This window comes from Pseudomonas sp. X10 (assembly GCF_054889225.1).
Window position 1 is genome coordinate 3,560,424 of record NZ_CM142677.1, and the last position, 25,589, is coordinate 3,586,012.

24 protein-coding genes and 1 pseudogene are annotated in these 25,589 nt (G+C 60.0%); 12 read left to right on the forward strand and 13 right to left on the reverse strand.

All coding sequences use genetic code 11. The features are described from left to right. The first annotated feature begins 30 nt into the window (after positions 1-30). The 5 genes from ACYU03_RS16280 to ACYU03_RS16300 all read left to right on the forward strand — a co-directional run bounded on the left by ACYU03_RS16280 (position 31) and on the right by ACYU03_RS16300 (position 5,200). Positions 31-1,056, forward strand: coding sequence for an aromatic ring-hydroxylating dioxygenase subunit alpha (locus ACYU03_RS16280; protein WP_461885682.1), 1,026 nt, complete (start codon positions 31-33; stop codon positions 1,054-1,056). 66 nt (positions 1,057-1,122) lie between these two features. Then, positions 1,123-1,977 carry an ABC transporter ATP-binding protein gene (locus tag ACYU03_RS16285; RefSeq protein WP_461885683.1) on the forward strand — a complete coding sequence of 285 codons (855 nt, stop codon included), beginning with the start codon at positions 1,123-1,125 and terminating at the stop codon, positions 1,975-1,977. Positions 1,978-2,062: 85 nt separating this feature from the next. Beyond that, positions 2,063-2,791, forward strand: a complete 729-nt coding sequence (locus ACYU03_RS16290) for an ABC transporter permease (RefSeq protein ID WP_461891482.1) — start codon at positions 2,063-2,065, stop codon at positions 2,789-2,791. A gap of 37 nt (positions 2,792-2,828) precedes the next feature. Continuing rightward, a complete protein-coding gene (locus ACYU03_RS16295; RefSeq protein WP_461885684.1) occupies positions 2,829-4,259 on the forward strand; it encodes an amidohydrolase family protein in 1,431 nt (476 codons plus the stop codon). Next, positions 4,256-5,200, forward strand: coding sequence for a PDR/VanB family oxidoreductase (locus ACYU03_RS16300; protein ID WP_461885685.1), 945 nt, complete (start codon positions 4,256-4,258; stop codon positions 5,198-5,200). Before ACYU03_RS16295 ends, ACYU03_RS16300 begins: the two co-directional genes overlap by 4 nt. A 189-nt stretch (positions 5,201-5,389) precedes the next feature. Here ACYU03_RS16300 and ACYU03_RS16305 read toward each other — a convergent pair whose 3' ends face one another. Both ACYU03_RS16305 and ACYU03_RS16310 read right to left on the reverse strand, forming a co-directional pair. Next, the gene (locus ACYU03_RS16305; protein ID WP_461885686.1) at positions 5,390-5,854 is read right to left on the reverse strand and encodes a tail fiber domain-containing protein; all 465 of its coding nucleotides are present in this window, start codon (positions 5,852-5,854) and stop codon (positions 5,390-5,392) included. Positions 5,855-6,069: 215 nt separating this feature from the next. After that, entirely contained in the window at positions 6,070-7,041 is a 972-nt protein-coding gene (locus ACYU03_RS16310; protein ID WP_461885687.1) for a GNAT family N-acetyltransferase, read from the reverse strand. Between the two features lie 182 nt (positions 7,042-7,223). On the opposite strand from ACYU03_RS16310, the gene ACYU03_RS16315 reads away from it, so the two are divergent. Continuing rightward, positions 7,224-8,054, forward strand: coding sequence for a hypothetical protein (locus ACYU03_RS16315; protein ID WP_461885688.1), 831 nt, complete (start codon positions 7,224-7,226; stop codon positions 8,052-8,054). A 57-nt stretch (positions 8,055-8,111) separates the two neighbouring features. Here the strand turns inward: ACYU03_RS16315 and ACYU03_RS16320 are convergent, their stop codons facing one another. After that, positions 8,112-10,277, reverse strand: coding sequence for a methyl-accepting chemotaxis protein (locus ACYU03_RS16320; protein ID WP_461885689.1), 2,166 nt, complete (start codon positions 10,275-10,277; stop codon positions 8,112-8,114). A 472-nt stretch (positions 10,278-10,749) separates the two neighbouring features. Here ACYU03_RS16320 and ACYU03_RS16325 point away from each other — a divergent pair, with 472 nt between their 5' ends. Both ACYU03_RS16325 and ACYU03_RS16330 read left to right on the forward strand, forming a co-directional pair. Further along, entirely contained in the window at positions 10,750-11,694 is a 945-nt protein-coding gene (locus ACYU03_RS16325) for an MBL fold metallo-hydrolase (RefSeq protein WP_461885690.1), read from the forward strand. Positions 11,695-11,904: 210 nt separating this feature from the next. Beyond that, on the forward strand, positions 11,905-12,306 hold the full coding sequence (locus ACYU03_RS16330; RefSeq protein WP_461885691.1) for a GFA family protein: 402 nt from the start codon (positions 11,905-11,907) through the stop codon (positions 12,304-12,306). Positions 12,307-12,411: 105 nt separating this feature from the next. Here ACYU03_RS16330 and ACYU03_RS16335 read toward each other — a convergent pair whose 3' ends face one another. Both ACYU03_RS16335 and ACYU03_RS16340 read right to left on the reverse strand, forming a co-directional pair. Continuing rightward, complete coding sequence (locus tag ACYU03_RS16335) at positions 12,412-12,597, reverse strand: DUF3077 domain-containing protein (protein WP_461885692.1); 186 nt, start codon at positions 12,595-12,597, stop codon at positions 12,412-12,414. 199 nt (positions 12,598-12,796) lie between these two features. Next, positions 12,797-13,786, reverse strand: coding sequence for a GlxA family transcriptional regulator (locus ACYU03_RS16340; RefSeq protein ID WP_461885693.1), 990 nt, complete (start codon positions 13,784-13,786; stop codon positions 12,797-12,799). A 175-nt stretch (positions 13,787-13,961) separates the two neighbouring features. On the opposite strand from ACYU03_RS16340, the gene ACYU03_RS16345 reads away from it, so the two are divergent. After that, positions 13,962-14,753, forward strand: a complete 792-nt coding sequence (locus ACYU03_RS16345) for a cysteine hydrolase family protein (protein WP_461891483.1) — start codon at positions 13,962-13,964, stop codon at positions 14,751-14,753. Positions 14,754-14,904: 151 nt separating this feature from the next. On the opposite strand, the gene ACYU03_RS16350 is transcribed toward ACYU03_RS16345, so the two are convergent. Further along, on the reverse strand, positions 14,905-15,618 hold the full coding sequence (locus tag ACYU03_RS16350; protein WP_461885694.1) for a tRNA (adenine(22)-N(1))-methyltransferase: 714 nt from the start codon (positions 15,616-15,618) through the stop codon (positions 14,905-14,907). 281 nt (positions 15,619-15,899) lie between these two features. Between ACYU03_RS16350 and ACYU03_RS16355 the strand changes: the two genes are divergently transcribed. Next, a complete protein-coding gene (locus ACYU03_RS16355; RefSeq protein ID WP_461885695.1) occupies positions 15,900-16,664 on the forward strand; it encodes a hypothetical protein in 765 nt (254 codons plus the stop codon). On the opposite strand, the pseudogene ACYU03_RS16360 reads toward ACYU03_RS16355, so the two are convergent. Further along, a pseudogene (locus ACYU03_RS16360) lies at positions 16,664-16,816 on the reverse strand (CocE/NonD family hydrolase C-terminal non-catalytic domain-containing protein); the annotation flags it as partial. The gene ACYU03_RS16355 and the pseudogene ACYU03_RS16360 overlap by 1 nt on opposite strands. Positions 16,817-16,926: 110 nt before the next feature. Next, positions 16,927-18,144: an OprD family porin gene (locus ACYU03_RS16365; RefSeq protein WP_461885696.1), complete on the reverse strand. Its 1,218-nt coding sequence runs from the start codon at positions 18,142-18,144 to the stop codon at positions 16,927-16,929. Between the two features lie 178 nt (positions 18,145-18,322). Between ACYU03_RS16365 and ACYU03_RS16370 the strand changes: the two genes are divergently transcribed. Next, positions 18,323-19,300, forward strand: a complete 978-nt coding sequence (locus ACYU03_RS16370; RefSeq protein WP_461885697.1) for a GntR family transcriptional regulator — start codon at positions 18,323-18,325, stop codon at positions 19,298-19,300. 266 nt (positions 19,301-19,566) lie between these two features. Here ACYU03_RS16370 and ACYU03_RS16375 read toward each other — a convergent pair whose 3' ends face one another. The 5 genes from ACYU03_RS16375 to ACYU03_RS16395 all read right to left on the reverse strand — a co-directional run bounded on the left by ACYU03_RS16375 (position 19,567) and on the right by ACYU03_RS16395 (position 24,907). Beyond that, on the reverse strand, positions 19,567-20,301 hold the full coding sequence (locus tag ACYU03_RS16375) for a Sua5/YciO/YrdC/YwlC family protein (protein ID WP_461885698.1): 735 nt from the start codon (positions 20,299-20,301) through the stop codon (positions 19,567-19,569). Between the two features lie 65 nt (positions 20,302-20,366). Next, a complete protein-coding gene (locus ACYU03_RS16380) occupies positions 20,367-21,815 on the reverse strand; it encodes an MFS transporter (protein WP_461885699.1) in 1,449 nt (482 codons plus the stop codon). Positions 21,816-21,996: 181 nt separating this feature from the next. Continuing rightward, positions 21,997-22,638 carry a 3-isopropylmalate dehydratase small subunit gene (gene leuD / locus ACYU03_RS16385; RefSeq protein WP_461885700.1) on the reverse strand — a complete coding sequence of 214 codons (642 nt, stop codon included), beginning with the start codon at positions 22,636-22,638 and terminating at the stop codon, positions 21,997-21,999. Further along, positions 22,635-24,038, reverse strand: coding sequence for a 3-isopropylmalate dehydratase large subunit (leuC, locus tag ACYU03_RS16390; RefSeq protein WP_461885701.1), 1,404 nt, complete (start codon positions 24,036-24,038; stop codon positions 22,635-22,637). Before leuC ends, leuD begins: the two co-directional genes overlap by 4 nt. Before the next feature lie 2 nt (positions 24,039-24,040). Beyond that, positions 24,041-24,907: an isocitrate lyase/PEP mutase family protein gene (locus ACYU03_RS16395; RefSeq protein WP_461885702.1), complete on the reverse strand. Its 867-nt coding sequence runs from the start codon at positions 24,905-24,907 to the stop codon at positions 24,041-24,043. A gap of 214 nt (positions 24,908-25,121) precedes the next feature. On the opposite strand from ACYU03_RS16395, the gene ACYU03_RS16400 reads away from it, so the two are divergent. Continuing rightward, positions 25,122-25,496, forward strand: coding sequence for an L-2-amino-thiazoline-4-carboxylic acid hydrolase (locus ACYU03_RS16400; protein WP_461891484.1), 375 nt, complete (start codon positions 25,122-25,124; stop codon positions 25,494-25,496). Positions 25,497-25,589: the final 93 nt, after the last annotated feature.

The following is a 25,589-nucleotide window of genomic DNA, read 5'->3' on the forward strand; positions in this document are numbered from 1 at the left end:
AAAAGCCAAGAGCTGTGAGGAACCCTGATTATGTTGGTCACCAAACAACCTGTACTGCGCCGCTTCTGGTACGCCCTGCTGCCCATGACCGCCCTGGACGATGGCCCCAAGCCGTTCACCCTACTGGGTGAAGCCCTGGTGCTGTGGAAACGCCCCGATGGCACCCCGGTAGCGATGCGTGATCGCTGCTGTCACCGCACCGCGAAACTGTCCAAAGGCTTTGTCAGCGAAGACGGCAACATCGCCTGCGGCTACCACGGCTGGGAATACGACTGCACCGGTGCCTGCGTGAAGATCCCGCAGAATCCCACGGGCGCCATTCCACCTGGCGCAGCGGTGAAGGCCTACCACTGCCAGGAAAAGTACGGCTATGCCTGGGTCGCCCTGGACGATCCGCTGCAACCGATCCCTGAATTCCCGGAGGACGGCGCCCCCGGTTACCGGCGCATCTTCCAGTTCTACGAAGAGTGGAAAACCAGCCCGCTGCGGGTCATGGAGAACTCCTTCGACAACTCGCACTTCTCCTTCGTGCACAAGGCCAATTTCGGCCTGTTCGACCAGCCGCAACCGGCCAGCTACGAGTTCCGTGAAACCGACTACGGCTTCGAAGCCGAAACCCGCGTGCCGATCCGCAACCCCGAAGAGAGCTTCCGCATCACCGGCACCACCGAGCCGATCACCCAGCGTCACCTGGTCAACCGCTACTACCTGCCGTTCTCCCGACGCTTTGGCTGCATGTACCCGGACAGCGGCATCCATCACATCATCTACAACTGCGCCACGCCCATCGACGACAGTCGGCTGATGCTGGTGCAGTGGCTGTACCGCAACGACAGCGAAGCACAATGCTCGACCCAGGAGTTGATCGACTGGGACGCGGCGATCACCGCAGAGGACCGCGACATCCTGGAGGCTACCGACCCTGACGCCTGTGTCGACACCCGCCGACGGGTCGAGCTGCACATGCCATCGGACAAGCCAGGGCTGGTCATCCGCCGGCAACTGCTGGGCCTGCTCGAAGCCCATGGCGAAAGCGAAGTGTTCCTCAGCCACTGACCCCCTGTTCAGCGCCCCGGTACGCCGGGGCATTCACAACCGCTCATGACCCACGGGGAGAGCGATATGTTGATGCAGACCCTATCCAAGGCCGGTGCCCAACCGCAGGCCCTGCCGAACGTCAACGCTGTCGGCGTGGACACTCCTCTGTTCGCCAATCAGGTGGAAAAAACCTACAGCAATGGCACCCATGCCTTGAACCGCGTGAAATTGGCGATCCAGCGCGGCGAGTTCGTCTCGCTGCTTGGCCCTTCGGGCTGCGGCAAGAGCACCTTGCTGAAAATGTTCGCCGGGCTCGAACAACCCTCCGCCGGCCATGTGCGTTGGTGGGGCAAGGACGCTCCTGGCACTGACCTGCGCCCTGGCACACCGGGCCGCAGCCTGGCCATGGTGTTCCAGGAAGCCACCTTGATGCCGTGGGCCAATGTGCATGACAACGTGCGCTTGCCCCTGGACCTGGCCGGCGTGGCCAAGGCCCAGAGCCAACCCAAAGTGCAGGCCGCCCTGGAGCTGGTCGGGCTGGGCAAGTTCGGCGACGTTTACCCGCGGGAGCTGTCCGGCGGCATGCAGATGCGTGCCTCCATCGCCCGGGCATTGGCCACCGAACCCAACCTGTTGCTGATGGACGAACCCTTCGGCGCCCTGGATGAGTTCACCCGCAACAAGCTCGACAGCGACCTGCGCCAGCTCTGGGCCCAGCGCGACCTGACAGTGGTGTTCGTGACCCACAGCATCTTCGAGGCGGTGTACCTGTCTTCGCGAGTGGTGGTGATGGGCGCGCGCCCCGGACGGGTGATCGCCGACGTGGCCATCGACGGTCCGCTAGAGCGCGACGAGGCGTACCGAACCTCGCCAGCCTTCATCGAACAATGCGCACAACTGTCCCGACTGCTGGCCCAGGCCAATAGCGACCCTTCTTGAGAACATCATCATGAGCCGACCCTCTACTCCCTGGCTACGTCATCCATCCGTGCTGCGCATCGCTTCACCGCTGCTGGTTGGCGCCGTGCTGCTCGGCGTATGGCAACTGGCATGCATCGCCTGGAAAGTCCCGGTGTACCTGGTACCGTCACCGGCCGATATCGGCCGCACCCTGGTCGCTGATGGTCCGATGCTGTTGGGTGCGCTATGGATGACCCTGAAGATCACCTTCCTGTCGTTCACCCTCGCGGTGGTCATCGGTACCTTGGCTGCGTTCGTGTTCGTGCAGAGCCGTGTAGTGGAAGCTAGCCTGTTTCCCTACGCGATCCTGCTGCAGGTCACCCCGGTGGTGGCCATCGCGCCGCTGATCATCATCTGGTGCAGCGACACCACCTTGGCACTGGTGATCTGCGCGACGTTGGTGGCGATCTTCCCGATCATCGCCAATACCGTCCTGGGCCTGCGCAGCGTCAACCCTGGCCTGCTCAACCTGTTTCGCCTGAACCGCGCCAGCCGCTGGCAAGTGCTGCTGCGCCTGCGCATCCCCAGCGCCTTGCCGTGCTTTTTCGCCGGGCTGCGCATCGCCAGCGGGTTGGCATTGATCGGCGCGGTGGTGGCCGAGTTCGTCGCGGGTACCGGCGGTACGGGCGCGGGCCTGGCGTACCAGATCCTGCAGGCGGGCTTTCAGCTCAATATTCCCCGCCTGTTCGCCGCCCTGGTGCTGATCGCCCTGACTGGCGTAGCGCTATTCAGCCTGATGGCAGTGCTGGCTCGCTTGAGCCTGCGCCACTGGCACGAAAGCGAACTGGGCTGATCCCATACAAACCGCCGCACGGCGTATGGAGACGAACATGAACCACTCCGACAGCTGGCTGATCCGCAACGCCAGCGCCATCCTCACCGGCCTGCGCGGCGCTGCTGCCCGTCATGCCGGGCCCGATATCCGCATTACCCAGGGGCGCATCGCCGCACTCGGCGCCTTGAGGGCGCTGCCGGGCGAACAAGTGCTGGATGCCACCGATTGCGTGGTGTATCCGGGGTGGGTGAATACCCACCATCACCTGTTCCAGTCCTTGCTCAAGGGCATCCCCACCGGCATCGACCAGAGCCTCGGCGCGTGGTTGAGCGCTGTGCCCTATCGCTATCGCGGGTTGTTCGACGAACACAGCTTTCGCCTGGCCGCACGGATCGGCCTGGTGGAACTGGCCCGCTCTGGCTGCAGTACCGTGGCCGACCACCATTATCTGTATTTGCCAGGCATGGCCTTCGACAGCGCGCAGATCCTCTTCGAAGAGGCCGAGCGCCTGGGGCTGCGCTTCGTCCTGTGCCGGGGCGGCGCAACCCAGGTACGCCAGGCGGAAGGTCCCGCGGCAGCCGGGCCGGAAACCCTCGAGCAGTATCTGGACGACGTGCAGCGCCTGGTACAGGGCTACCATGACCCCGCCGCCGATGCCTGGCGCCGAGTGGTGATGGCGCCCACCAGCCCGCCCTATTCCATGCCACCCGAGCACCTGCGAGAAGCAGCCCGAGCTGCGCGCCGCCTGGGCATCCGCCTGCACAGTCATTTGAGCGAAACCGTGGAGTACCAGAACGAAGTCCACACCCGCTATGGCCTCTCGCCCGTGGCGTTCTGTGCGGAGCAGGAATGGCTCGGCCCGGACGTGTGGTTCGCGCACCTGGTGAAGCTCAGCGCCGAGGAAATCCAACTGTTGGGGGCTACCGGCACCGGCATCGCCCACTGCCCGCAAAGCAATGGCCGGCTTGGCAGCGGCATCGCGGACATCGTCGCCATGGAAGCGGCAGGCATGCCAATCTCGATCGGCGTGGATGGGGCCGCCTCCAACGAAGCTTGCGACATGATCAGCGAAGCCCACGCAGCCTGGTTGCTGCAGCGAGCCAAGGCCGGCGAGCGGGCCTTGCCCCGCCATGCCGGCGGCGACCTGGAAGGTGGCGCCCATGCCGCCAGCGTGGAAGACGTGGTGCGCTGGGGCTCCGCCGGTGGCGCGCAAGTGCTAGGCCTGGACGCCATCGGCACGCTCCAGGTAGGCATGGCGGCGGACCTGGCGATCTACCGCCTCGACCAACCCCGCTACTTCGGCCTGCATGACCTGGGCATCGCGCCGGTGGTAGGGGGTGGTCGCCCAACGCTGCGGGCATTGGTGGTAGGCGGTCGCCTAAGCGTGGAAAACGATACGCTGCCCGGCGTGGATCTCGCCGAACTGGGCAGCCAGGCGCGAGAGGCCGTGCTGCGCCTGCAACAGGCCGCAGGAGTGCGCGCATGAACTGGACACCTCTGCAAGTACGGGCCTTGCGCCTTGAAGCCGAAGACGTGCTGGGCATAGAGCTGGCCCCGCTGAACACAGCGCCCCTGCCCTTCGACTGGGCTCCCGGAGCCCATGTGGACCTGCGCCTGGGCAACGGCGCGGTGCGCCAATACTCGGTAATCAGCCTGCCCGAGGAAGGTCATGTGTACCTGGGTATCAAGCGTGAAAAAGCCTCCCGCGGCGGCTCGCAATGGCTGCACGAGCATCTGCGGCTGGGCGCCCGGGTGGAAGTGGGCGCACCACGCAACCTCTTTGCCCTGCAACCTGGCGCAGGGCCGGTGATCCTGGTGGCGGCTGGCATCGGCATCACGCCACTGCTGCCCATGTACCGGCAATGCCAAGCCCAGGGGCGCCCAGTGCGCTTGCTGTATTTCACCCGCGACGCCCGCCAGGCACCTTTTATCCAACGCCTGGACAATGGCATCGACCTGTACGGCGGCCTGCGTGCCCACCAGATCGCCGCGCGCCTGACCGAACAGTTGCCCACCTGGGACGGCCAGGCGAGCTTGTATTGCTGTGGCCCCGCCGGCTTCATGGAGTGCGTGGAACAACTGGCCCTGGCAAGCGGCTGGCCCGCCACGGCGCTGCACCGCGAGCACTTTCAGGCCCCGACCTGCGCTCCGGCATCCGAGCACGCCTATTCGCTGGTCTTGCAACGCAGCGGTCTCGAAGTCGATGTGCGCACCGGGGAAAGCCTTGTGCAAGCCGCGTCGCGGGTCGGTGTGGAACTGCCGGTCTCGTGCGGCATGGGCATTTGCGGCGCATGCGTCAGCCGGGTCATCGAAGGCGAACCTGAACACCGCGACGAGTACCTCAGCGACGCTCAGCGTCGCAGCGGCGAATGGATTGCTCCGTGTGTATCGGGGTGCCGCAGTGCGCGTTTAGTGTTGGACGTGTGAGGCCTGGATTGCACTGGGCTGTTATTGTCTGCGCCCTCGGCACCATTGCGGCCGTTCGGCGCTGATAGCTGTCGGCCAGAAGAGTACTCAATCCTCGCCCGCTCCAGTGTCATTGGAAAGCTGGATACAACGTGCAGAACAACTGACACCTGCGCGAGCCGTGTTCTGCCAGCGGCACCGTACTGCCCGTTACAGGGCAGCTTCTTCCAATGCGGCAAGACGTGCTTCTACACCCGCGGCAATGAACAACAGCAGTTCATCGTGACGAAAAGAGTAGCGATCACCAGCGTCACTTACCTTAACCCTTTCGTAGGACATCAATTCAATTTTCTCCGCGTTGCCATCGTCGTCGTACACAGTTTCGTAGGTGGCTTCTCGGTCCTCATATTCATCTGCCCATTGGTCGTAGCAGATGAAGCCATAATCAAATGGGTTCAGATCACAAGACTCCATGATCGCTATAGCCCGCTGGACCGTCATACCGATGTGCAAACGCGCGCCATCGCCCTTCTGAGCAACCATAGCGAGCCACTTGTAGGTGCCGATCTCCCGGGACAACAGCTTGGCAGCTTTGATCTCATTTTCGGTCAAGGCGATGACTTGAGTCTTCTCACGCGCATCCGAAGTGTTGATAGCACCAGTGTTGGCGTACACCGCCGTCCAACGACGATCAATAGCCCCACAGGATGCAACGTTGTCAGTGTTAGCCCGGAGTGCACCAGTAATACTCAGAATGGCGGTGGACGCGGTATCGGGGCCTCATCCGCACTTGCACGTGTTGTCATGCCAAGCCTCGGGGCACACGATCGGGCTTTCGATTATCCCGGCGGCGGGGAGTAAGGTTCGGGCCAAATAGATTGATCGCTGAGTCATGCTTCAAGCACCTCATCGAACCCTTCTGCCACCGTCGGCGGCTCGAATGCAGCATTGACGGCCTCGATACTTGCTTGTGGTACCCGATGATCCTCCCGACGCAACGCATTACGCGCCAGCGCCTCCTCCACCGAGACCCTCACCCATACAGACGTGACCGAAACCCCGTATCGAGCGGCTAATTGCAGAATGGGCGCACGATGTTCACGACGGGGCAGCGCCGCATCGAAATAGAGGTATGTGGCGTCTGCACTTGCCCGATGCTGGTCGATCCACGTGCTCTTACCTGAACCCTGTACACCGATCACCAGCATCAAACGCCTATCTGGCCCCGACCGGGACAGCGCGTGCTGCAAGGCCTGCATCGCCAGCCTCCAGGCATCGCCATTGCGCTGCTGGGTAAAGACCCGCCCGCCGACCGTCTCCAAGTAGTGGTCTGGGTTGAACACTCGCGTATCTACCGCTGGCGCCTGAGACCAACGGTAGCCCTCAAGCGGCCATGACAGGCCACCCAACTCGATTGGCTCGGCTAGCTGTTTCAGGCCCCCACACCGACTATAGAAGTAACGGTGCGGATTATTCGACAGTACCAGAGCCAGCAACCCTTGCCGCCCCGGAGCCTGAAGCTGCATCGCCACTGCCCTGAACAACTGCCATCCCACGCCCCGTTGCTGCCAATGCGGCAACAGATACAAGGCGTACAACTCATTGGCCGCATCAAACGCTGTGCTGCGATTCGGTCCGCCAGACGCGAAGCCCACTACCTCCCCCGCTGCCTTGGCCACGTAATAGATCACGCTTGGGCTTGAGTAGAGCTTCTGGTGGCGTTGCAGTTGCTCTTCGACATTCAGGTCGGCCAGAAATGCATCCGGTAATAGGCCAGAGAATGTTGCCTGCCAGGCCCGCACCGTCACCGTCGCTATATCAGGAAGGTCCTCCGGACTTGCAGGCATGATCTGTACATCCATGTTTACTCTCCCGACAGCTGTCAAATAACATCAAACAAAGGTACTTCAGCATGCCGATTACAACACCTCCGGCGAGGTGACCAGCAAGGGCATCGACCGCGAAGTTTCCGGCGAGCTGACGCTCGGCGAGTTCGAATGCCGGAAGAGGAAGCCCCTATGCCTTCCACCAAGCCGGCTACACAATGTGGAACAGCCTGGTTGAGTACCGCATCGACGACCACTTGACCGGAGCCTTTGCAGCGCCGCATCAGTTGCACCACATCTACGTTACCCGGCTGTTTTCCCCTTCGAAGCGTAAAACGCCCGACCGAAAATGGAGGTTCCCGATGGCCGATAATTCATTCCTGACGGCTGTAGTCACCGCTGTTCTGACCTCGATGCTTACCCTGCTGGGCACGAACTACCAGCAATCGCGCCAAGAGGCGCGGGACGATGCGAGCCGTTTTCTTGATGCGGCGCACGCCACGGTGCAGGAGTCCATCGTCATTCTCGATGACGGCTACAACGCTCTGGACAAGCTGATCTCGGCAACACAGGACACCGGTTGGAAAGCGTTCTCCAAAGGCGCCTGGCTAGACTACATGGCCTTCCAACGCCGCTGGCACCAGCGGATGATCGCGCAACACTTCAAGCTCGCACGATATTTCGGCAAGGACATGGCCGATACGCTCATCGATCTCGACTACATCCCCATCGGCCCGACCAGCACGGTTAATGCTGATGAGGGAAAGGCCGTCAGCCCCTATAACATTCAAAAGCTCGCCGCTGATGTGGAATATCAATCGCGAAGTATTACCGTGCTTCAGGGCATAGCTGACGAGGCGATGGAGGACAAAGGTTCTGGCGGTGTGATGGATACATTCAACGCGATTAGACAAAGCAGGAACGACGCCTACGAGATGCTGGCCAATTACGATAAGGGGACGATCAATCTGCTCAAATCGCTCGATGAGCGACTGACGCAGCTGGGCGCCCGAAAGGTCACGGTCGTGAATCTGAGTCGCCAGGATTGATATCGAAAAGGGCTGTCGACTCGAAAGTCCGCAGCTGGCTACGACAGCCCTACACCTTCAAGCCGTCGCCACACGCTCGATGTTGCTGCTTACCTCAAACTGGCCCACTAATTTTTGCAGCTTGTTGGCATTGACCTTCACGGTTTCTGCGCTGTTTTGCAGCACCACAACCGTCTGGCGCATCTCTGTGGAGGATTGATCGACCTTCTTGATCGTCTTGCCGTAGTCCAGGCTGCTCTTGTTGAGCTGCTGAATGATCGCAAACATACTTTCCACTGCTTGATGCAACTGCACGTTTTCCGAGGACGCATCTTCGGCCAGGCGCAGGCTGTTATCGACGTCCTTGACACCCTCCTCCATGAAACTGACCGCTTTTTGGGTTTCGCTCTGCAAGCCTTCGACCATCTGCCGAATGTCGTCGGCAGCGCGCGATGTTCGCGCGGCGAGGCTGCGTACCTCATCGGCCACCACCGCGAATCCTCGCCCATGCTCGCCAGCACGCGCGGCCTCGATGGCCGCATTGAGCGCCAGCAGGTTCGTCTGATTGGTGATGTCGCTGATCAGCCCGGTGATGTTGCCGATCTGGGTCATCCTGCTGTCGAGCAACTGCACGCTCGAAGATGAGCGTTCCACCACATCCCGAATAGACTGCGTCCCTTCTTGCACGGCGAGGAACTGCTCATGGGCACGGGTGACGACTTCATCCATCGCCTGCTTCATTTGCTCGGCACTGGCAGATGCTTGCTGGATCTCGCCCAATTGGTCTTCGACGATAATCATCATGTGATGCACCGCTTCGGCAACCTCAGTGGAATTGAGACTGGCTTCCTGACTGCGCCCCAGCATCATTTGATTGGTCGTGCCGACGTTACGGGTGGCCTTCACCACTTGCCCGACAACCGAATCCAGACGATCGATGAAGCTGTTTATCCAGCGCCCCATATCACCGGTCTCATCGTTGGCCATGGTCCTGGTGTCCAGACGCTGACGAAGATTGCCTTCACCCTCGGCGATGGTCCGGATCACATTGGTCATCCCGTTCAACCTGGTGGCAAGACGCTTGGGCCCCAGCACGCTGAACAGGACCGTGGCGCAGATCATGCTCAGGACCTCGACGGCATCGCTCATACCCTGGGTCAGGCCACCGTAATGTTGAACCAGGAAGTTGCAGCCAAACAATCCCGCCATGGTCACGATGTAAGGTTTCATCAGCCCATAACTGAGAGAACGCCGGCGGTAGACCTCTTCCAGGTCAGCTTCGCACATCATGCCCCAACGGTCAGGAGAGCCCGGCAATTGAAAGGTGATGCCCTTGCCGACCACCGGAATATGCCGATAGTCCGAGTAACCGGGATAGGTCACGAACAAGTTGGCGCCACAGCGAATAGTTTCTCGAACTCCCGGGTGGAGTTGCTGAGTCGCAGGATCAGTAAAGCGCAGCTCCAGTTCGGTGTGCCGTTGTATGCGCACAGTTGCCCACGGCGTATGCACCCCACTTTTGAGATTTTCCCCATGGGTGAACGTGCCGTCCTCGAAACGCGAACGTGACAAGGCAGTTCCCGGTTGGATCGACGGATCAAAGCGCGATTGCACCATGAACAGATAGTTATCGCCCGACTCGGCAAAAATGTGCCCGGCCTCGCGCTGGATGAGATCGCCCAATACATCGTTCGGTACACGACCGCAGAGGCAGCCCAGGACTTTTCCATCTTCCTTCAGGGGCTGGTAGAACATCAACGTCACTTCATCGTGAAAGCGAGACGACGAGGGGCCAATTTGCAGGGTCAGTGGGTCGCTATAGGGGCCATGGAGAAACGGCGCCTTCAATCCCTCCATCAATGCAGCCGTGTACTCGAGCCGTTTATTACCGCGTTGAGGCCAAGTCGAGACGATCACAGTGCCGGCAGTATCAACGACAAACAACTCTGAAAAGTCTTCTGCCTGGATGAGCTTGTCCATTAACACAGTGCTGTCGAGATGAGCGAAATCACCGGCGAGGCTTTCCGCCAGCTCGGCCAAGTGCTCCCAGTACTCGCGGGTCCAGCTTTGCAATAAATGCACGCGGGTCTGAGCAATGGCTTCGAATGTTTGTTCGATTACCGGGTAAATCGACTGGTTGAGCCGGCACGACCAGCCCATCGCGATTTTCCCCGTTTTCCCGAACCAGGGTAACCAGCGCTTCTCGCTAGAAGACAACTGCATGGCATGACTTGAAAGCGACATCAATATCCCCACCTGCGACCTTCAGATGGCAAATTGACAGCAAGTAACACGCCAACTCATACGCATGCTAACGATCACGTCAATACGGGCAGTTTCGAAGAGCCGCCTTTCTAGTGGCCTCAGCCTGTAGGGCTGTAATGCATACATTGCGCACCAACTCAGTGCACCCATTGCAACACGCGCCGTTAAAGAGCGGTTTTCAAGTCAGGCCCTGTCAGGGGTGCCAAACAGACACCTTCGTATCCCCTCCTGCCACCGACGTATAGCGCTACAGACCCCATGTAGAAGTGCGCCAGGAAGAGGCCATTCATACCATGGACTCACAGCGAAAGATTCGCTGTAACGAATATAGCCCCCGGCATTTCGGAGTTCATACATCGTCCCGCCGAACTTGAAGTAGCCCGCTCCCCGGTTATTGGCCACTGCTACCGGCTTTCGCCTGAGACTTGCCCTAAGCAACAGGAGTACGACCATGACAACGCAACTGAACACCCCCACTCAAAAGGATGGACCCGATCAGCAACAGACCGCTCAGCGGGAGTTCGAGGAGTTGGTTCCCTCGCGCTATGCGCTGCGGGTTGGCGAGATCGATGTGCTGGTGGTCAGCGATGGGGTGCTGCCGCTGCCCACTGCGACGATGTCCACCAATGCCGACCCCGCGGCCCGCGCGGCCTGGTTCAAGGACATGTTCCTGGGGCCGGACGCGTTCGATTGGGCGCTGAACGTCCTTGTGGTGCGTAGCGGCGAGCAGACCGTACTCGTCGACGCCGGGCTGGGGGGGCAGTTCCCCGGCTTCCCGCGGGCCGGGCAGTTCCCCAAGCGGCTGGAGGCTGCCGGTATCGATCTGGCCTCCGTAACCGATGTGGTGATTACCCACATGCACATGGACCATATTGGCGGACTGCTCGTCGACGAGGTGAAGAACCGACTGCGCCCGGACGTGCGGATCCACGTTGCGAAAACCGAAGTCGAGTTTTGGGCCTCGCCCGACTTCACCCTCACCTCCATGCCGTCGCCAGTGCCGGACGTCCTGCGGTCAACCGCCGAGCAGTTCATGAACGAGTACCGCAGCAAGCTGCGCACGTTCGAGGACGAGTATGAAGTGGCACCGGGAGTGGTCGCCAAACTCACCGGCGGCCACACCCCAGGGCACTGTGTGGTTTACGTAACCTCCGGCGGTGAACGCCTGACATTCGCAGGCGACGCCCTGTTCCCGGTCGCCTTCGACCACCCCGACTGGCACAACGGTTTTGAACATGACCCGGAGGAGTCGGTTCGTGTTCGGGTCCGCCTTCTGCAAGAGGCGGCGGCGAGCGGTGAACTGCTGGTGGCCACTCACCTGCCCTTCCCCTCCGTTGGCCGGGTGGCTGTCGACGGTGATGCCTTCCGCTGGATAGCGGCCTTCTGGGATTATTGACCGCTTGCTGGGTTTGGGTTGCGTCCAACCTGCGTGGGATGTCGAAGTCGGACGCAAGCCCAAATCCGAATCAAGAGATGATTATCGACTTTCGACACAGACTGGGCCGAAAGTGGTCATTCATGGTGGAACGCGATCGACCAAACCCGATGTTCGACGGCTGAGTCAGCGGTGTTTAAGCTGTTCTCTTTTTCAGGGCGGTCGAGCAGGATGACTGAGCACTTTAAGGGAAGCTGCCTTTGCGCAGCGGTCAGCTATGAACTGCTTGCCCCGCCAAAGGCACTGAGTCATTGCCACTGCAGTCAATGCCGAAAAAGCCATGGGGCGGCATTCGCCAGCTACGGTAGTGTTCTGCGTCGCGATCTTCGCCTCCTGACCGGTGCAGAACATATCAAGTCCTACCCATCATCCGAATGGGTGCTTCGCCAATTCTGTGCCCACTGCGGTTCATCGCTATTTTGGTCGAGAAGCCAGGGTAAGTACTCCGACTGGATCTCAATAGCGCTAGGCACGTTGGACACCCCCTTCACATCACAGAAGCAAAAACATGTTCAGGTTGAATCCAAGGCTACGTGGTATGAGCTGCAGGATCACTGGCCTCAACTCGAATGACGTTGAATCGGCGCGGAAATTGGGGCTGCTTCGCAGCCCATGGCCTTGACTGACTGGCAGTGGTCCTGGGTCTGGCTTTTCATTCCCGTTGAAACAACGGTGCTTTCAAGCCTCAAGGCTATCTTGAGCAGGCCTGCCCCCCCCGTCGTGGCTGCCCCCGTCTTGACGCAACCACATCTCCACATCATCGATCAGCGCCTTGGCCATCGCACTCAGGTAATGCGCCGCTTCTATCTCGTGTATCACCGCCAAGGCCAGCACCTGTCCGCCAGGTTTGGGATAGAGCAACACCGCCTACTCAGCGACGGTCAGCGCACAGACCAGGTGCTCCGAGGCTAGAACCCCAACTGGACCACTGCAATGGCTCAAAGGCGGTAAAAGTATGATTGGGAAATGGACTACAGGAAATAAGGAAAATCTGAAGATCCCATTCCCCACGGCACTTCCCCGCAGAGATGATCGCCCAGAACGGCACGCAGCCGATCGCAGCTCAAGCAGGACGATTTGCGCCAGTACGAGCAAGGCATGATCCCCTGGCCTGACGGGCGCTCCGGCGCAGCTCCTGTGGCGTCCGCCCAATGACGCGCATGAAGCTGCGCAGCATGTGATCGGCGTCGCCGAAGCCGAAGCCCCTGGCGATTTCCTCGAAGGTCTGGTTGCCATCTTCGACCAGCGGCCGAGCGGCTTCGATGCGAAGGCGCTCGATGGCTTTAGCCGGCGTCACCCCCACGGATGCCGCAAACACTCGACTGAACTGGCGCACGCTCATGTGTGCAATGTCCGCCAGGCGTTGGATGGACAGATCGTCACGCAAGTGGCGGCGTGCATAGCTCAACACCGTGCGGATGCGGTCAGAGCCGGGGTCGAGATCTAGAAGCGAAGAGAATTGATACTGCCCACCCGGGCGCCGATAGTAGACCACCAGCATGCGTGCCGCGAAGCCCGCCGCCTCTCTGCCCAGGTCCTGCTCGATCATGGCCAGGGCCATGTCGATGCCGGCCGACATGCCAGCGGACGTCCAGACATTTCCATCCTCGGTCCAGATCCGATCCCCATCCACATGCAACAAGGGGTAACGTGCTTGCAACTGCGGGGCATAGTTCCAGTGCGTGGTAGCCACCCGACCGTCGAGCAGTCCACTCTCGGCCAGTACGAAAGCGCCAGTGCAAACACTGGCGGTTCGACGAGCGCGCAAGGACATGTGCCGGATGGCAGCCGCCATCGGCATCATCCAGTCACCGCTGGGAACAGCGGGCGCGCCGACTATGATGAGCGTGTCGACGCGGTCGACGTTGTGCAATGCCTCGGTCGTGACCTCCAGCCCACCCGAGGCGTGGACCCGGCCGCCGCCAAGGGATGCAACCGTGAAACGATATCCCAAGGGATGCGCTCGATTGGCATTGCTGAAAGCTTCGAGCGGACCGCTCAAGTCCAGCAGAACGAAGTCCGAGTAGACCAGGAAACACACGTGACGTGGCATGGCTCGCCCCCATCGCCTAGCTGGGCGCCCATTAGAAGCACCCGCCGTCCAGGCAGTCAACGAAGCACGCCCGCCTCACCCGGATTTCGGCCGGATTCCAAGGATAAACGTCCTTTTCGTGCCCTCTACCCACCGTACTGTGGATACCCCACTCCACTACAGGAAACTGCAGATGATGACCTTTTATGCACTTCATTCCAGGCGCATGGTCACCTGCGCAGCCTTGCTGGGCGCCATCCTGCTGGCACCCAGTACCGGCTTCGCCGCCGCCCCCCCCTATGCCGACCCAGTCAAGCCGGCGCTCCCGGTGTCGACCTTTGAGTGGGACCTGAGCCGGACCGCCTTGGTCGTGATCGATCCGCAAATCGACTTCATGAGCCCGGAAGGAGCAGGCTGGCCGATCTTTGGTGAGAGCGTTACCGAGCAGCACCTGGTCCCGAACCTGAGCCGGCTTTTCGCAGCCGTCAAAAAGGCCGGGATGACCGTAGCCATCTCGCCACACTACTACTACCCCCACGACCACAACTGGACATACGAGGGGCCGGCGGAGACCGTCCAGCACAAGCTCGGCCTCTTCGATCGCAAAGGTGCCCTGACCCTGGATGGATTCCGCAACTCGGGCGCCGACTTCATGCCGGAGTTCAAGCCCTTCATCGAGGATGGCAAGACCATCATCGCCTCGCCGCACAAGTTGTATGGCCCCCAGAGCAACGATGTGATGCTGCAATTGAACAAGCAACGGATTAACAAGATCATCCTTGCGGGAATGGCCTCCAATCTGTGCGTGCAATCGCATCTTCGTGAGTTCTTGGAACGCGGTTTCGAGGTGGTCGTCGTGCGCGACGCTATCGCCGGCCCGAAACTTCCTGATGGAGATGGATACGGCAGCGCACTGGTCGACTTCCGCTATATCGCCAACGGTATATTCACGACCGACGAGGTCGTGAAAAAGCTGGAGAAGCTCTGACCACGAACATCCCCCACCGGCACGGAGTGCAGCCTACTCGCTGACAAGCCCGCTCTCACAGTTACAGCAATCGGTCATAGGGATTGAGGCCTTGCAGCCACCTGTGGGGGCACCTCCCCGGCACGCTTGGATAACGGTCATTCAGCCGTTTCTACGCATTTGAGGGCGACTCAACCAACAACTCAGTGATCCACCGCACCTGCCGGATAACCTCCTGCACCTTCTCTTCGGGCACCGCCTGACGCGCCTTGGCGAAGTTGGCCAGGGTTTTCTGCTTCTGGCGCAGCATGCGCTGCCACTTGAGCAGGAACGCCGGGCTGCGTGCCTGCATCTGCAACGGGCCGAAGTACAGCTCCTCGGCGCTGTACATCACCGGCCCGCTGCGCTCGGCGACGATGATTTCGTAGTCGAAGCGGTTTTCCCGCAGCACCTCCTCGCAGAGGATGCGGTAGCCATTTTCCATCAGCCATTGGCGAAGTGGTTGCCCGCCGCCGTTGGGCTGCAGAACCAGGCGCTCCTGGCCGCTCAGGCGTGCCTTGCCACTGTCGAGGATGTCGCGGATCGTCTCGCCGCCCATGCCGCAAATGCTGATCGCCGTGATCCCGTCCTCCAGCTCGATAGCCGCCAGACCGTTGGCCAGGCGCACGGCAATCCGCTGTTCCAGGCCATTCTCGCGCACGGTACGTTCGACCGAGCAGAACGGGGTCAATGCCACCTCGCCAGCCACCGCCGCCTCGATGATGCCACGGCGCATCAATGCTACCGGCAGGTAGCCGTGATCCGATCCGATATCGGCCAAGCGCGCCCCTGCCGGCACATGCGCCGCCACCCGCTCCAGGCGCATGGACAATGTCTGTTCGTTCAACCGCAGCCCCTTTTCACCACGAACATCCGGCACCCATGACCGGATTGGGACGCGACTCTATCGGGCAATGCCACGCATTTCAAATTCCCGCGACCGGGGCTCGGCCAGGAGCTGCCGATCACAAGGCCTCCCTCATCGGCATACCGCTCTATGGCGTCAGCAACTACCGCGGTCAACGCCACTGGCAGCCAGATGCACAATTCAACTAGCATGAGGTTTCGCCAGGCAAAGAGAGCCTGAGAGCACGCGCCTGCATACTTTATGAGCCTGACGTCCCCCTCATGACTGCCTTCTACCTCAAGTTGTTCATCACACCTGCGCTGATGCTGTTCATCTCGTTGGCCGCAAAGCGTTGGGGCACTCAAATCGGAGGGCTTCTATCTGGGCTGCCCCTCACTTCGGCGCTGGTAATGCTATTTCTCAGCCTGGAGCAGGGAGAGGTATTCGCGTCAATGGCAGTACCTGGAGCATTGGCCGGGTTGGCTGCGATCCAGGCGACCTACTTATTTTATTTCCTGATAACCCGACGGGTTTCCGCGTTTATTGGATGCCTTGCAGCCTTGGTGTTTTACGCTTCAACGGCGTTCGTGATGAGCCGTCTGGGGTGGCTGGCACTGTCCATCATTGCGACGCTGCTCTTGGTCGCCGTGATCATTGCCGTCACGTCGAAACAAGCACCGACAAGCGCAGCGCACTATGTTCCGGTACCCCGTTGGATCATCCCGATGCGAATGTTGACGGCCACACTGCTGCTCTTGGCAATTACCGCAAGCGCAGAGTGGCTCGGGCCTCTGGCCAGTGGCTTGCTGGCGCCGATACCGGTGATCGCCTGGCCGCTTGCAGTATTCGCCCACGTCCAGGGCGGGCACCACGAGCTCGGCTCAATAGTCCGAGGCAACGCTATTGGTGCTGTTGGCGTCGTGGGCTTCTACCTGACCGTCAAAGTGTCGATTTTGCAATGGGGCGCTTTGCTGTCTATCACGACGGCCGTCGTACTGGCTGTCGTGGCAACTTTCGTGTTCGCGAGGTTACTGGATAGGCGGTGAAGCACTGTCAGCCTGATTCTTGACGGTCTTACTTGCATCATGTGGACCGTATTGCGCGCAATCCGCTTCATGCTGGCCTGGCCCTCTGGCTCGCCGCTATTTGGATTGACATCGAAGCGGGGGAAGTTACTGCTGGCAATATCGACTCGCAAACCTGATAGGCATCACCCCAACGCGGTGGTCGCAGTCGCCTTCGCCATCGGCGGCGCAAGCCCCCGATGACGGCAACGCCGCAGACGCCTATGCGCCATCTGCAAATGGCCTAAAAGGTAATCCTGTACATGAGAATCACACGATTCTCATTGGCGCCTTCGGCGTATGTGGAGCGGTTGATACTGTTGCGCCAGCGAATGCCGAAATCTTTCAACGGACCACTCTGAATGACGTAGCTGATATCCGTGCTGCGCTCCCACTCACGCCCTTCTTTCCCGCTGGCACGGAGCAATCCGCCCTTGCCGTTGGACAAATGCTCCGGGTCCACCTCATCGCCCTTCACATAGCGAACATTGAATTTCAGGCCAGGAACACCCAGCGCGGCAAAGTCATAGTCATACCGGGCGTGCCACACGCGCTCATTCTGCGCAGAAAAGGTACTGGTCATTTGTTCGCCGAACAAATACGTACCGGTCCCACCCACGTAGACATACGCCGTGTCGCCAGAGACTTTCTGGTAGCCACCACTGACGGTATGCCCGCCCCACTTGTAGCCGAAATTAGTACTGACGACACGGTTGTCGACCTTGCCGACTTTTTCCTGCCCGGTCTGCTTGGCTCGAAAGTAGCGAAGCTCGGTGAAGGCTTTGCCCGACCCCACCGGCATGCTGTAGATCAGCCCCAAGTATTGCCGAGTGTAGAAGTCCTGCAGCTCACTGGCGTGTGCACTCAGTACCAAGTTGGGCAATGGCTTATAGTCAACCCCGCCGTAAGTGTAACCATCGCTGGTAGCCGCACTGGAGGAGCCCCCTGCTGGTGGGGTAGTGGTAAGCGCATCGGAACTGGCGGAGTCTCGCAGTTTGGTCCGGTCCACTTTGCCAAAGTGAAAGGTGAAATTATCCAGGTCCTTGGACGTAATCTGCGCACCATTGAAATACTGGTCAAACAGGCGCGTATTATTGGAAACGAGCAGCGGTAACAGCGGGCTTAATCCACCCACGAGAAGCTCGGTCTCGCTAAACTTGGCTTTTGCCGTGACCAGCAACTTGGAATAGCTATCACCGGCCCCATGCTCTCCACGCGTCAAGATACCGGAACCCGCGACCGCCGGGCTTGAGTCAAGCTTGACACCGAGCATGCCCACGGCATCCACACCAAAACCCACGGGACCTTGGGTGTAGCCTGACTTCAAGTTCAGCTGAAAACCCTGCGCCCACTCCGCGCGCCTGGACTGCGGCGGGTCGCCATCGCGAAAATCCCGGCTGAAGTAAAAGTTTTTCAGATCTAACTCACCTTTGGCATCACCCAGAAAATCAGCGCAGGCCATTGGCGTTATCAGTACGGCCGTCAGGAGCACGGACGTTTTAACAGGAAGACAAGGCGTTCTTATCATTGGAATAACCCTTCTCGCTTTAGATCTTATTGTTGTAAGTGCTCCGGCGTATCTCTCGTCATGCAGGGCGCGAGCTCCCTCTGCGTCCATGCACTTCAGGGCAGTTGATTTCATGTCTAGCATGACGGCGCAACGCCAAAGTCATGTTGTTATAAACATAATACAACACAAACACAAGCTGACCTGCCACAAGGCGCCTCAGGTCGTCGTGGCAGGCTTAACCAGCCGCCGAATGATCGGGATTATCGATATGGGGCCAACCTGCTATGCTGGGCGCATGAACACACCGACTACCACTCCGCCGCTTACTGGCACCCGGGGAACCGCCCTGCACCGCCAGATATTTCTGGTATTGCGCGAAGAAATTGCGCGTGATTTGTACCCCACAGGCGCGCTGCCAAACGAAGAGGCGCTATGCGAGCGTTTTGGCGTGTCGCGCATCACAGTGCGTCGTGCGCTGGCCGACCTGGCTGCCCAGGGTGTGGTGGAGCGGCGCCACGGACGCGGCACGTTTGTTTCGGGTGGACTGTCCCATACACGCTTGCCACCCAGCCTCAACCTGATCGATAGCCTGCGTAAAACAGCAATCGAGACGGTGGTGCAGGTGCTAGAAGTGGAGCAAGCTGTGCCGCCGCCCGACGTGGCCCGGCTGCTGCAGCTAGCGCCCGCCACGAAAGCGGTACACGCGTTGCGGCTGCGCGTTAACCACAAGGGTGAGCCGGCCATGCTCACCGACGCCTGGGTGCTGACTTCGGTAGGGCAACGAGTCACCCAGCAAGCACTCATGCAGAAGGCGCTTTACGAAATCCTGATGGCACAAGGCATCGAGTTCGGCCGCGTGGTGCAGGAGATCAGTGCTACCGTGGGCGACCCGCATCGCGCTCGCCTGCTGCATACGGAAGTGGGCAGCCCGTTGCTGAAGATGGTGCGTTTGATGCACGACATGGACGAACGTCCGGTGCTGCACCTCACAATCCACATGGCCGCCGAGCGTGCCAGCATCTTGATGGAGATCGCAGGTGCCGATGTGAATACGTTGGCCGCCGGCCAGGTAATACTCGATGCTCCCCCCCCGGATGCTCCTTCCTGACGTCAGACAGCGGCGGCCGATCCAGACAGAACAGTTGTCCATACATCCGACTGTTGTCTTGGGGCACTGTGCCGAATCGGGGAAGTCGATCGCGTACTGCCGTGTGCAGGATATCGCAAAGCAGCACGGGATCGATTTGTTCAAGTTGCGTAAACCACTTTCGCCCAAGACCTCAGGCATAAGCAGAGGATTGATGCCACGCTGACGCCGCGCACATTCCTCAGTAAAAAACAGTGTAACGAATAGTGCGGCTTCTTAAGAGATAGTTACTCCACGCCCCTGAGCGCGAACTCATTGAGATGACCCGATGGCAAGGTGTCCATGCCCGGATCGGCTGGAAGCTCTACATCAAAGAACCTGCGCAGGACATCTGAGATCAGTTCATAGCAAGCGCCGATACGGATGACCTCCATAGTATCGAAGTTAATTACAGTTCCCGCCCGCTTATAGACATGCCCTCGACGTAGACCATGATTGACCTCAATGTCTGCAATTTTTCGGAGTTCGTCGGGGATATCTTCAATAAGAAATGGAGATCCGGCGCCCGTATAGTTCGCGGATGACCCGAGCAAGGGTACTACTTCCTCCTGGCTTATCCGACAGAGTTCGGCATGGAAAGTACCTCCGTTCAATAGCACTCCAATCCTTCCAGCGGCTGAACTGGCCTTGAGAAGCTCCGGACCGAGCTTCTGGATCATAGGATGATCTTGGCGAAAAGAACCAACAACGGCGATCGGCAAGTTGTGATCAAGGACCAATGCGTCGACCATTTGTTGAGCACGCTTGTCGAGCGTGTGCAACTCTCGCTGCGTGTCAAGAGTGGCAGCCATCGCGTTGCGCTTATGACTTCCACGCATCTTCGTATCGAAAATTTTTTGCATCGGCTCAAGCGTCGACCCGACAAAGGCATAGCCGGTGTCATTGGGTACAAGCCCGATACCTCCGTCCTTAACGATGTCGATGACGCGTCGAGCATCGCCTTTTATGTCATTGATTTTCATTGTTGTATGACTCCTGTTAGGTTGGGGTTGCACTGGATCACATTCACCAGCAAGTGGAGGATCAATTAGTTTTGGGAGTGTGGGTTTAACGCTTCCAAAGAACGGCCGCGCGTTCTCGGTCCAAACAGAACGACAGCCAGCATCGAGATGGCCATCGCGCCACAAATGACCGTCAGCGCTCCAGTCACTCCCGCATATCTGAGCGCGGCGGCGATTAGATACCCGCTCACCGCCCCGCCGAGACGCCCGACCGCTACCACGAAACCAGTGGCAAACGCGCGATTACGAGTGGGGTACAGTTCATTTTGATAGGTGTGCACCACCATGGGCACGACAGCGACGGCCAACGTGACAGCCGAACCAGCCAGGATCAGTGGCAACGTGCTGCGCAAGTCGATAAAAACCAGGCCGCCAACAATCAGTAGACAGCCGACAACGAGCAACTGCCATTTACGTTCAAACCGGTCGGCGAAAAAGATCGCCACAAATGGGCCCAGCGGGTACACGCAGGAAATGATCAGGCTGTATTCCAGGCTCTTGGTGATCCCGATGCCGTGTTCAACAAGGAATGTAGGCATCCAGTATGTGAACCCATATATCGCGATACCCATCCCGACCTGACACACCAGCAACATCAAGGTGCGAGCGCGGTAAGGCCGGCTCCAGATCCCGGCAAAATGGACCGATTCCCTGGCATCGGGTACAGCCACTGGCTCGGGCTTGGGCAACTCCCCTCCATGATCCTTTCGTACTTTTGCCTCTAACTCACACAGCACCGCATCCGCCTCATCAAAGCGGCCGCGGCTGGCCAACCAGCGAGGGCTCTCCGACAAATTGCGGCGCAAAAACCAAACGAACAATGCGCCACACGCCCCTATCCAGAACACCCAGCGCCACCCATCAAAGCCTAGCAACGTAGTGGGCACCAACAGATAAGAGATCAATGCAACAACGGGCGCGGCAACCCAACTGCACGTTCTCAAAATGGCGAAGGCGCGCCCCCTGATCCTGGCAGGGACAATCTCGCTCAAGTAAGTGTCGATGGTGATGAGTTCCACGCCAATGAACACTCCCGCCACCAGTCGCCAGAAGCTGAGCGCATAGGCGTCAGTCTGGAAAGCCATGATGGCTGAGGCGGCCGAGTACCCGAGTAGCGCGAACGTGAAAACAGCGCGGCGCCCCAGTCGATCGGTGACTGGGCCCAAGAACAGCACACCCAGGAAGATTCCGACGAGCGTCGCCGCGATATAACTCGCCGCGCCAGTCAAGCCAAACATACTTTCCGTCGTGGTGCTGAAGATTCCACTCTGAATCAACCCTGGCATGACATAAGCCGTAGACACCAGTTCGTAGAACTCAAAGAACGAGCCTACCGCTAGTAGCAGCACCATCGACCAGATCGAACGCGTCGCCGGTAGGCGGTCAAGCCGTGCGGCTATGTCACCGGCCGACGTCGCATGAGGCAAAGACCTCTCGACAGCGGCAACTGACGCATCAAAGGCGTGTTCTCGCATAAAAATACTCCTGCTTTATTGTTGTCATTGTTTGGCTGGACCGTAGGTCTCGCTGAAGCAAGAAGCGCCAACAAGCGGCGCATCAGGAACGTGCCGAGTAGCTCAGCCTGCTCCAGATTCACGACTACTCCGGTGATGCGGTGTGCTGATGGGGCATTCGAGGAACTCCTGCGAATAGCGTTCAAAGGGCCTGTGCATCCGGCTCAGCCGGTGACGGCCAGGCCCAGGGTCTGCGCGTGCGGTCGGCCTGCTGCCACTCGACGATCAACGCCTCGTCTTGGAACGTCAGGCCGATATCGTCCAACCCCTGAAGCAATGCTTCGCGGCGCAACGCATCGACCGTGAAGGTGGCAGCAATCCCGTCGGGGGTCTGGATGGTGAGCGCTTTCAGATCGACCGTGAGCGGTTCGCCGTTGGAGCAGGCCTTGGCCAGTGCATCGACCTGAGGCGCAGGCAGCCGGATTGGCAACACGCCGTTTTGAAAACAGTTGCCGAAAAAAATATCACCGAAACTCGGCGCGATGACGCAGCGCACACCCATGCCCTGCAGTGCCGCGACCGCAGGTTCGCGTGACGAACCACAGCCGAAGTTATCGCCCGCCAGCAGGAAAGGCGCATTGCGAAACGCCGGCTGGTTAAACACGCAACTTGGATCTTCGCTGCCGTCTTCGCGATAACGCAGGGCTTCGAATGCGTAGGGCCCGAGTTGGTCTTTGGTGAGGGTGGTCAGACGTTCGATACGGATAATCACATCGGTATCGATATTGGCGCGCGACAGATACGCGGCGGCACCGCTGACGATAGTGAAGGGTTGCAGGCTCATAGGGTCACCTCATCGACATCCGTAATTGCTCCAGCGATGGCCGCAGCGGCGGCCATCGCCGGGCTCGCCAGATGCGTGCGTGCCCCCGGCCCTTGCCGCCCGACGAAGTTGCGGTTCGAGGTCGACACTGATCGCTGTTGCGGCGGCACCTGTTCACCGTTCGCCGCCACGCACATGCTGCAACCGGGCTCGCGCCAGACGAAGCCCGCGGCCTTGAACACCTCATGCAGACCTTCGGCTTCGGCTGCGCGCTTGACGATTTCCGACCCCGGCACGACCCAGGCCGTGACCCGGTCTGCCACTCGCTTGCCACGTACCACGTCAGCGGCCGCGCGCAAATCGGACAACCGCGAGTTGGCGCATGAACCGATAAACACCCAGTCGATCGGCGTTCCCGCGATGGCCTGGCCTGGCCTCAGGCCCATGTAATCCAGCGCTGCGAGCAGTGTCTCGCGGCGGGCCGCATCCGTCGTATCAGCTGGATCGGGCACGCGTCCATTAATCGGGACCGCATGTTCCGGACTAGTGCCCCAGGTGATGGTCGGGCGCACCGAAGATGCGTCGATGATTGCTTCGCGGTCGAAGTGGGCATCTGCGTCGCTGTACAGCTGGCACCAATCGCCGATGGCTGCATCGAACGCCGCGCCCTGCGGCGCAAATGGCTTGCCACGCAGAAAGTCGAAGGTGCGTTGGTCCGGAGCGACCATGCCGAAGCGCGCTCCCAACTCCACCGATAGGTTGCACAGCGTAAGCCGCCCTTCCACTTCCATCGCCTCGATCGCCGGGCCGGCAAACTCGATGATCGACCCAACGCCGGCAGCCGCCCCCAGCCTGCCGATGATGTGCAACGCCAAGTCTTTGGGCGTGACCCCGGTGCGCAGCGCACCTTCGCAGCGGATACGCATCTGTTTCGGCTTTTGCTGGCGCAGGGTCTGGGTGGCGAGCGCATGGGTGCTCTCCGATGATCCGACACCAAACGCCATCGCACCAAGGCCACCGTTGGTGCAGGTGTGGCTGTCGCCGCAGATGACAGTCAACCCCGGCAACACGATTCCCAGTTCCGGGCCCATCACATGCACGATGCCCTGCCCAGGCTGACCGAGGTCGAACATGCGCACGCCCATGCGATCACTGCTGCCCTTGAGTGCGGCATGCAATTTGCCGCCGACCGGATACGTGGTGGCGTTACGCCCAGGCCGACTGGAGACCGCATGATCAGGGGTGGAGAACACCAGTTCAGGATTGTGCAACGGCAGGCCGCGTGCGGCGACATCTGCCAGCGCAGGCGGTCCAGAGAGGTCGTGCAGTAAATGACGGTCAATGTGCAACAGCGCCCAGCCATCCCCGAGGTCGCGAATAACGTGGGCGTCCCACAACTTGTCGAATAGGGTACGTGCCATGGTCAGTTCCCCATCGTCGCGCCGGCATTGAAACGCGTGCGCAACTCGTCCCATTCATCGGCACCGAATCGGCGAAACACTTGGGCAACGGATTCAGTGGAACTAGGCGCAACGAGGGTGGCCTTGAGTTCGGCGAGCACGGCGTCTCCGGCTTCGACCGCCGCCTTCAAGATCAACCCAGGCAGGATGACCATCTTGTAGCCCATTTCCTCCGCCTGCCGCAGATCGAACACAGGCGTGCGTCCGCCTGGCACGATGTTCAACAAGCAGGGACCGTGAACACGCTTGGGCACGGCCGCCACTTCGTCGACAGACTGCATGGCCTCGACGAAGACCATGTCGGCGCCGGCTTCAAGGGCGGCATTGGCGCGCCAGATCGCTTCGTCCAGGTCGTGCATAGCGCGTGCATCGGTGCGGGCGATGATGATGAAGTCCGTGCTGCGGCGTGCTTGCACAGCGCTGCGGATCTTCGACACGAATTCTTCGCGGGAGATCACCTGTTTGCCGTCGAGATGCCCACAGCGCTTGGGCGATACCTGATCTTCGATGTGGATGGCCGCCACGCCCCGCGCCTCGAACTCGCGCACGGTGCGCGTCACATTCAGTTCGTTACCGTAGCCAGTATCGGCATCGGCGATCAGCGGCACGCCGATAGCGCGGGCCATTGTCGCTGCGTTGTCGACCATCTCGCTCATCGTGAGCAGACCGAAATCGGGATAGCCAAGTGCTGCGGAGGTACCGGCGCCAGTCATGTACACCGCGCCGAAACCGGCCTGCTCGATAAGTCGTGCCCCGATGCCGTCATAGGCCCCTGGCGCGATGATCATGCCGGGGGCGGCAAGCTGCTCCCTGAGGGTGGATGTGATCATGTTGCTTCCCTTTTATCGTGACTGCGAAACGCAAAAGTCATGTTGTTATAAACATAATACAACAGATACGCAAGCACACCTGCCGGGAGGCACATGCTCAGGTCGCTTTGCCAGGCTTGAGCAGCCGCCAGAAGCGCGGGGCGTGTTATCTGCAGCGCAGCACTGATCCGCTACCGACAGGCGCATCGACGCCAAGATCATCAAACACGAAATCCTGGTACGCGATTACGGCAAGCAGCAGGCCCAAAACATGATCGGCGAGGCCGTTGCCAGTGCATCCGTCGCCGCCGAACGCCAATTTGCCGCCCGCGAACCGAATGGACCGAGCCTGCAAAGCTTCGCTGCCCTGCAGGAACTGTGGGAGAAGGACGACGCCCTGAAGGTTGAAATCATCGGCAGCGAGGCCACCCGCTACGATTACGACGTACACCGTTGCCGCACTGGTGCGAAGCAGGCGCCAATGTTCTGCTGGGGGCAATACAGGCCAAAGCGGACAAGCCGAATCTGCACGAGCAATAGACAGATGGCACCAGGCAGAACACGCCTCAACGCGCTCTACCTCGTGGCGAAGGCATGCCCCTTCCGATGAATCTGAAAATAGTTACTATTATTCAGTATCAGTGCGGTCAATGGTGGCAGACAGACTCCTGATAGCCCTCTAGATTCGTTCAGTGTGCTGGAA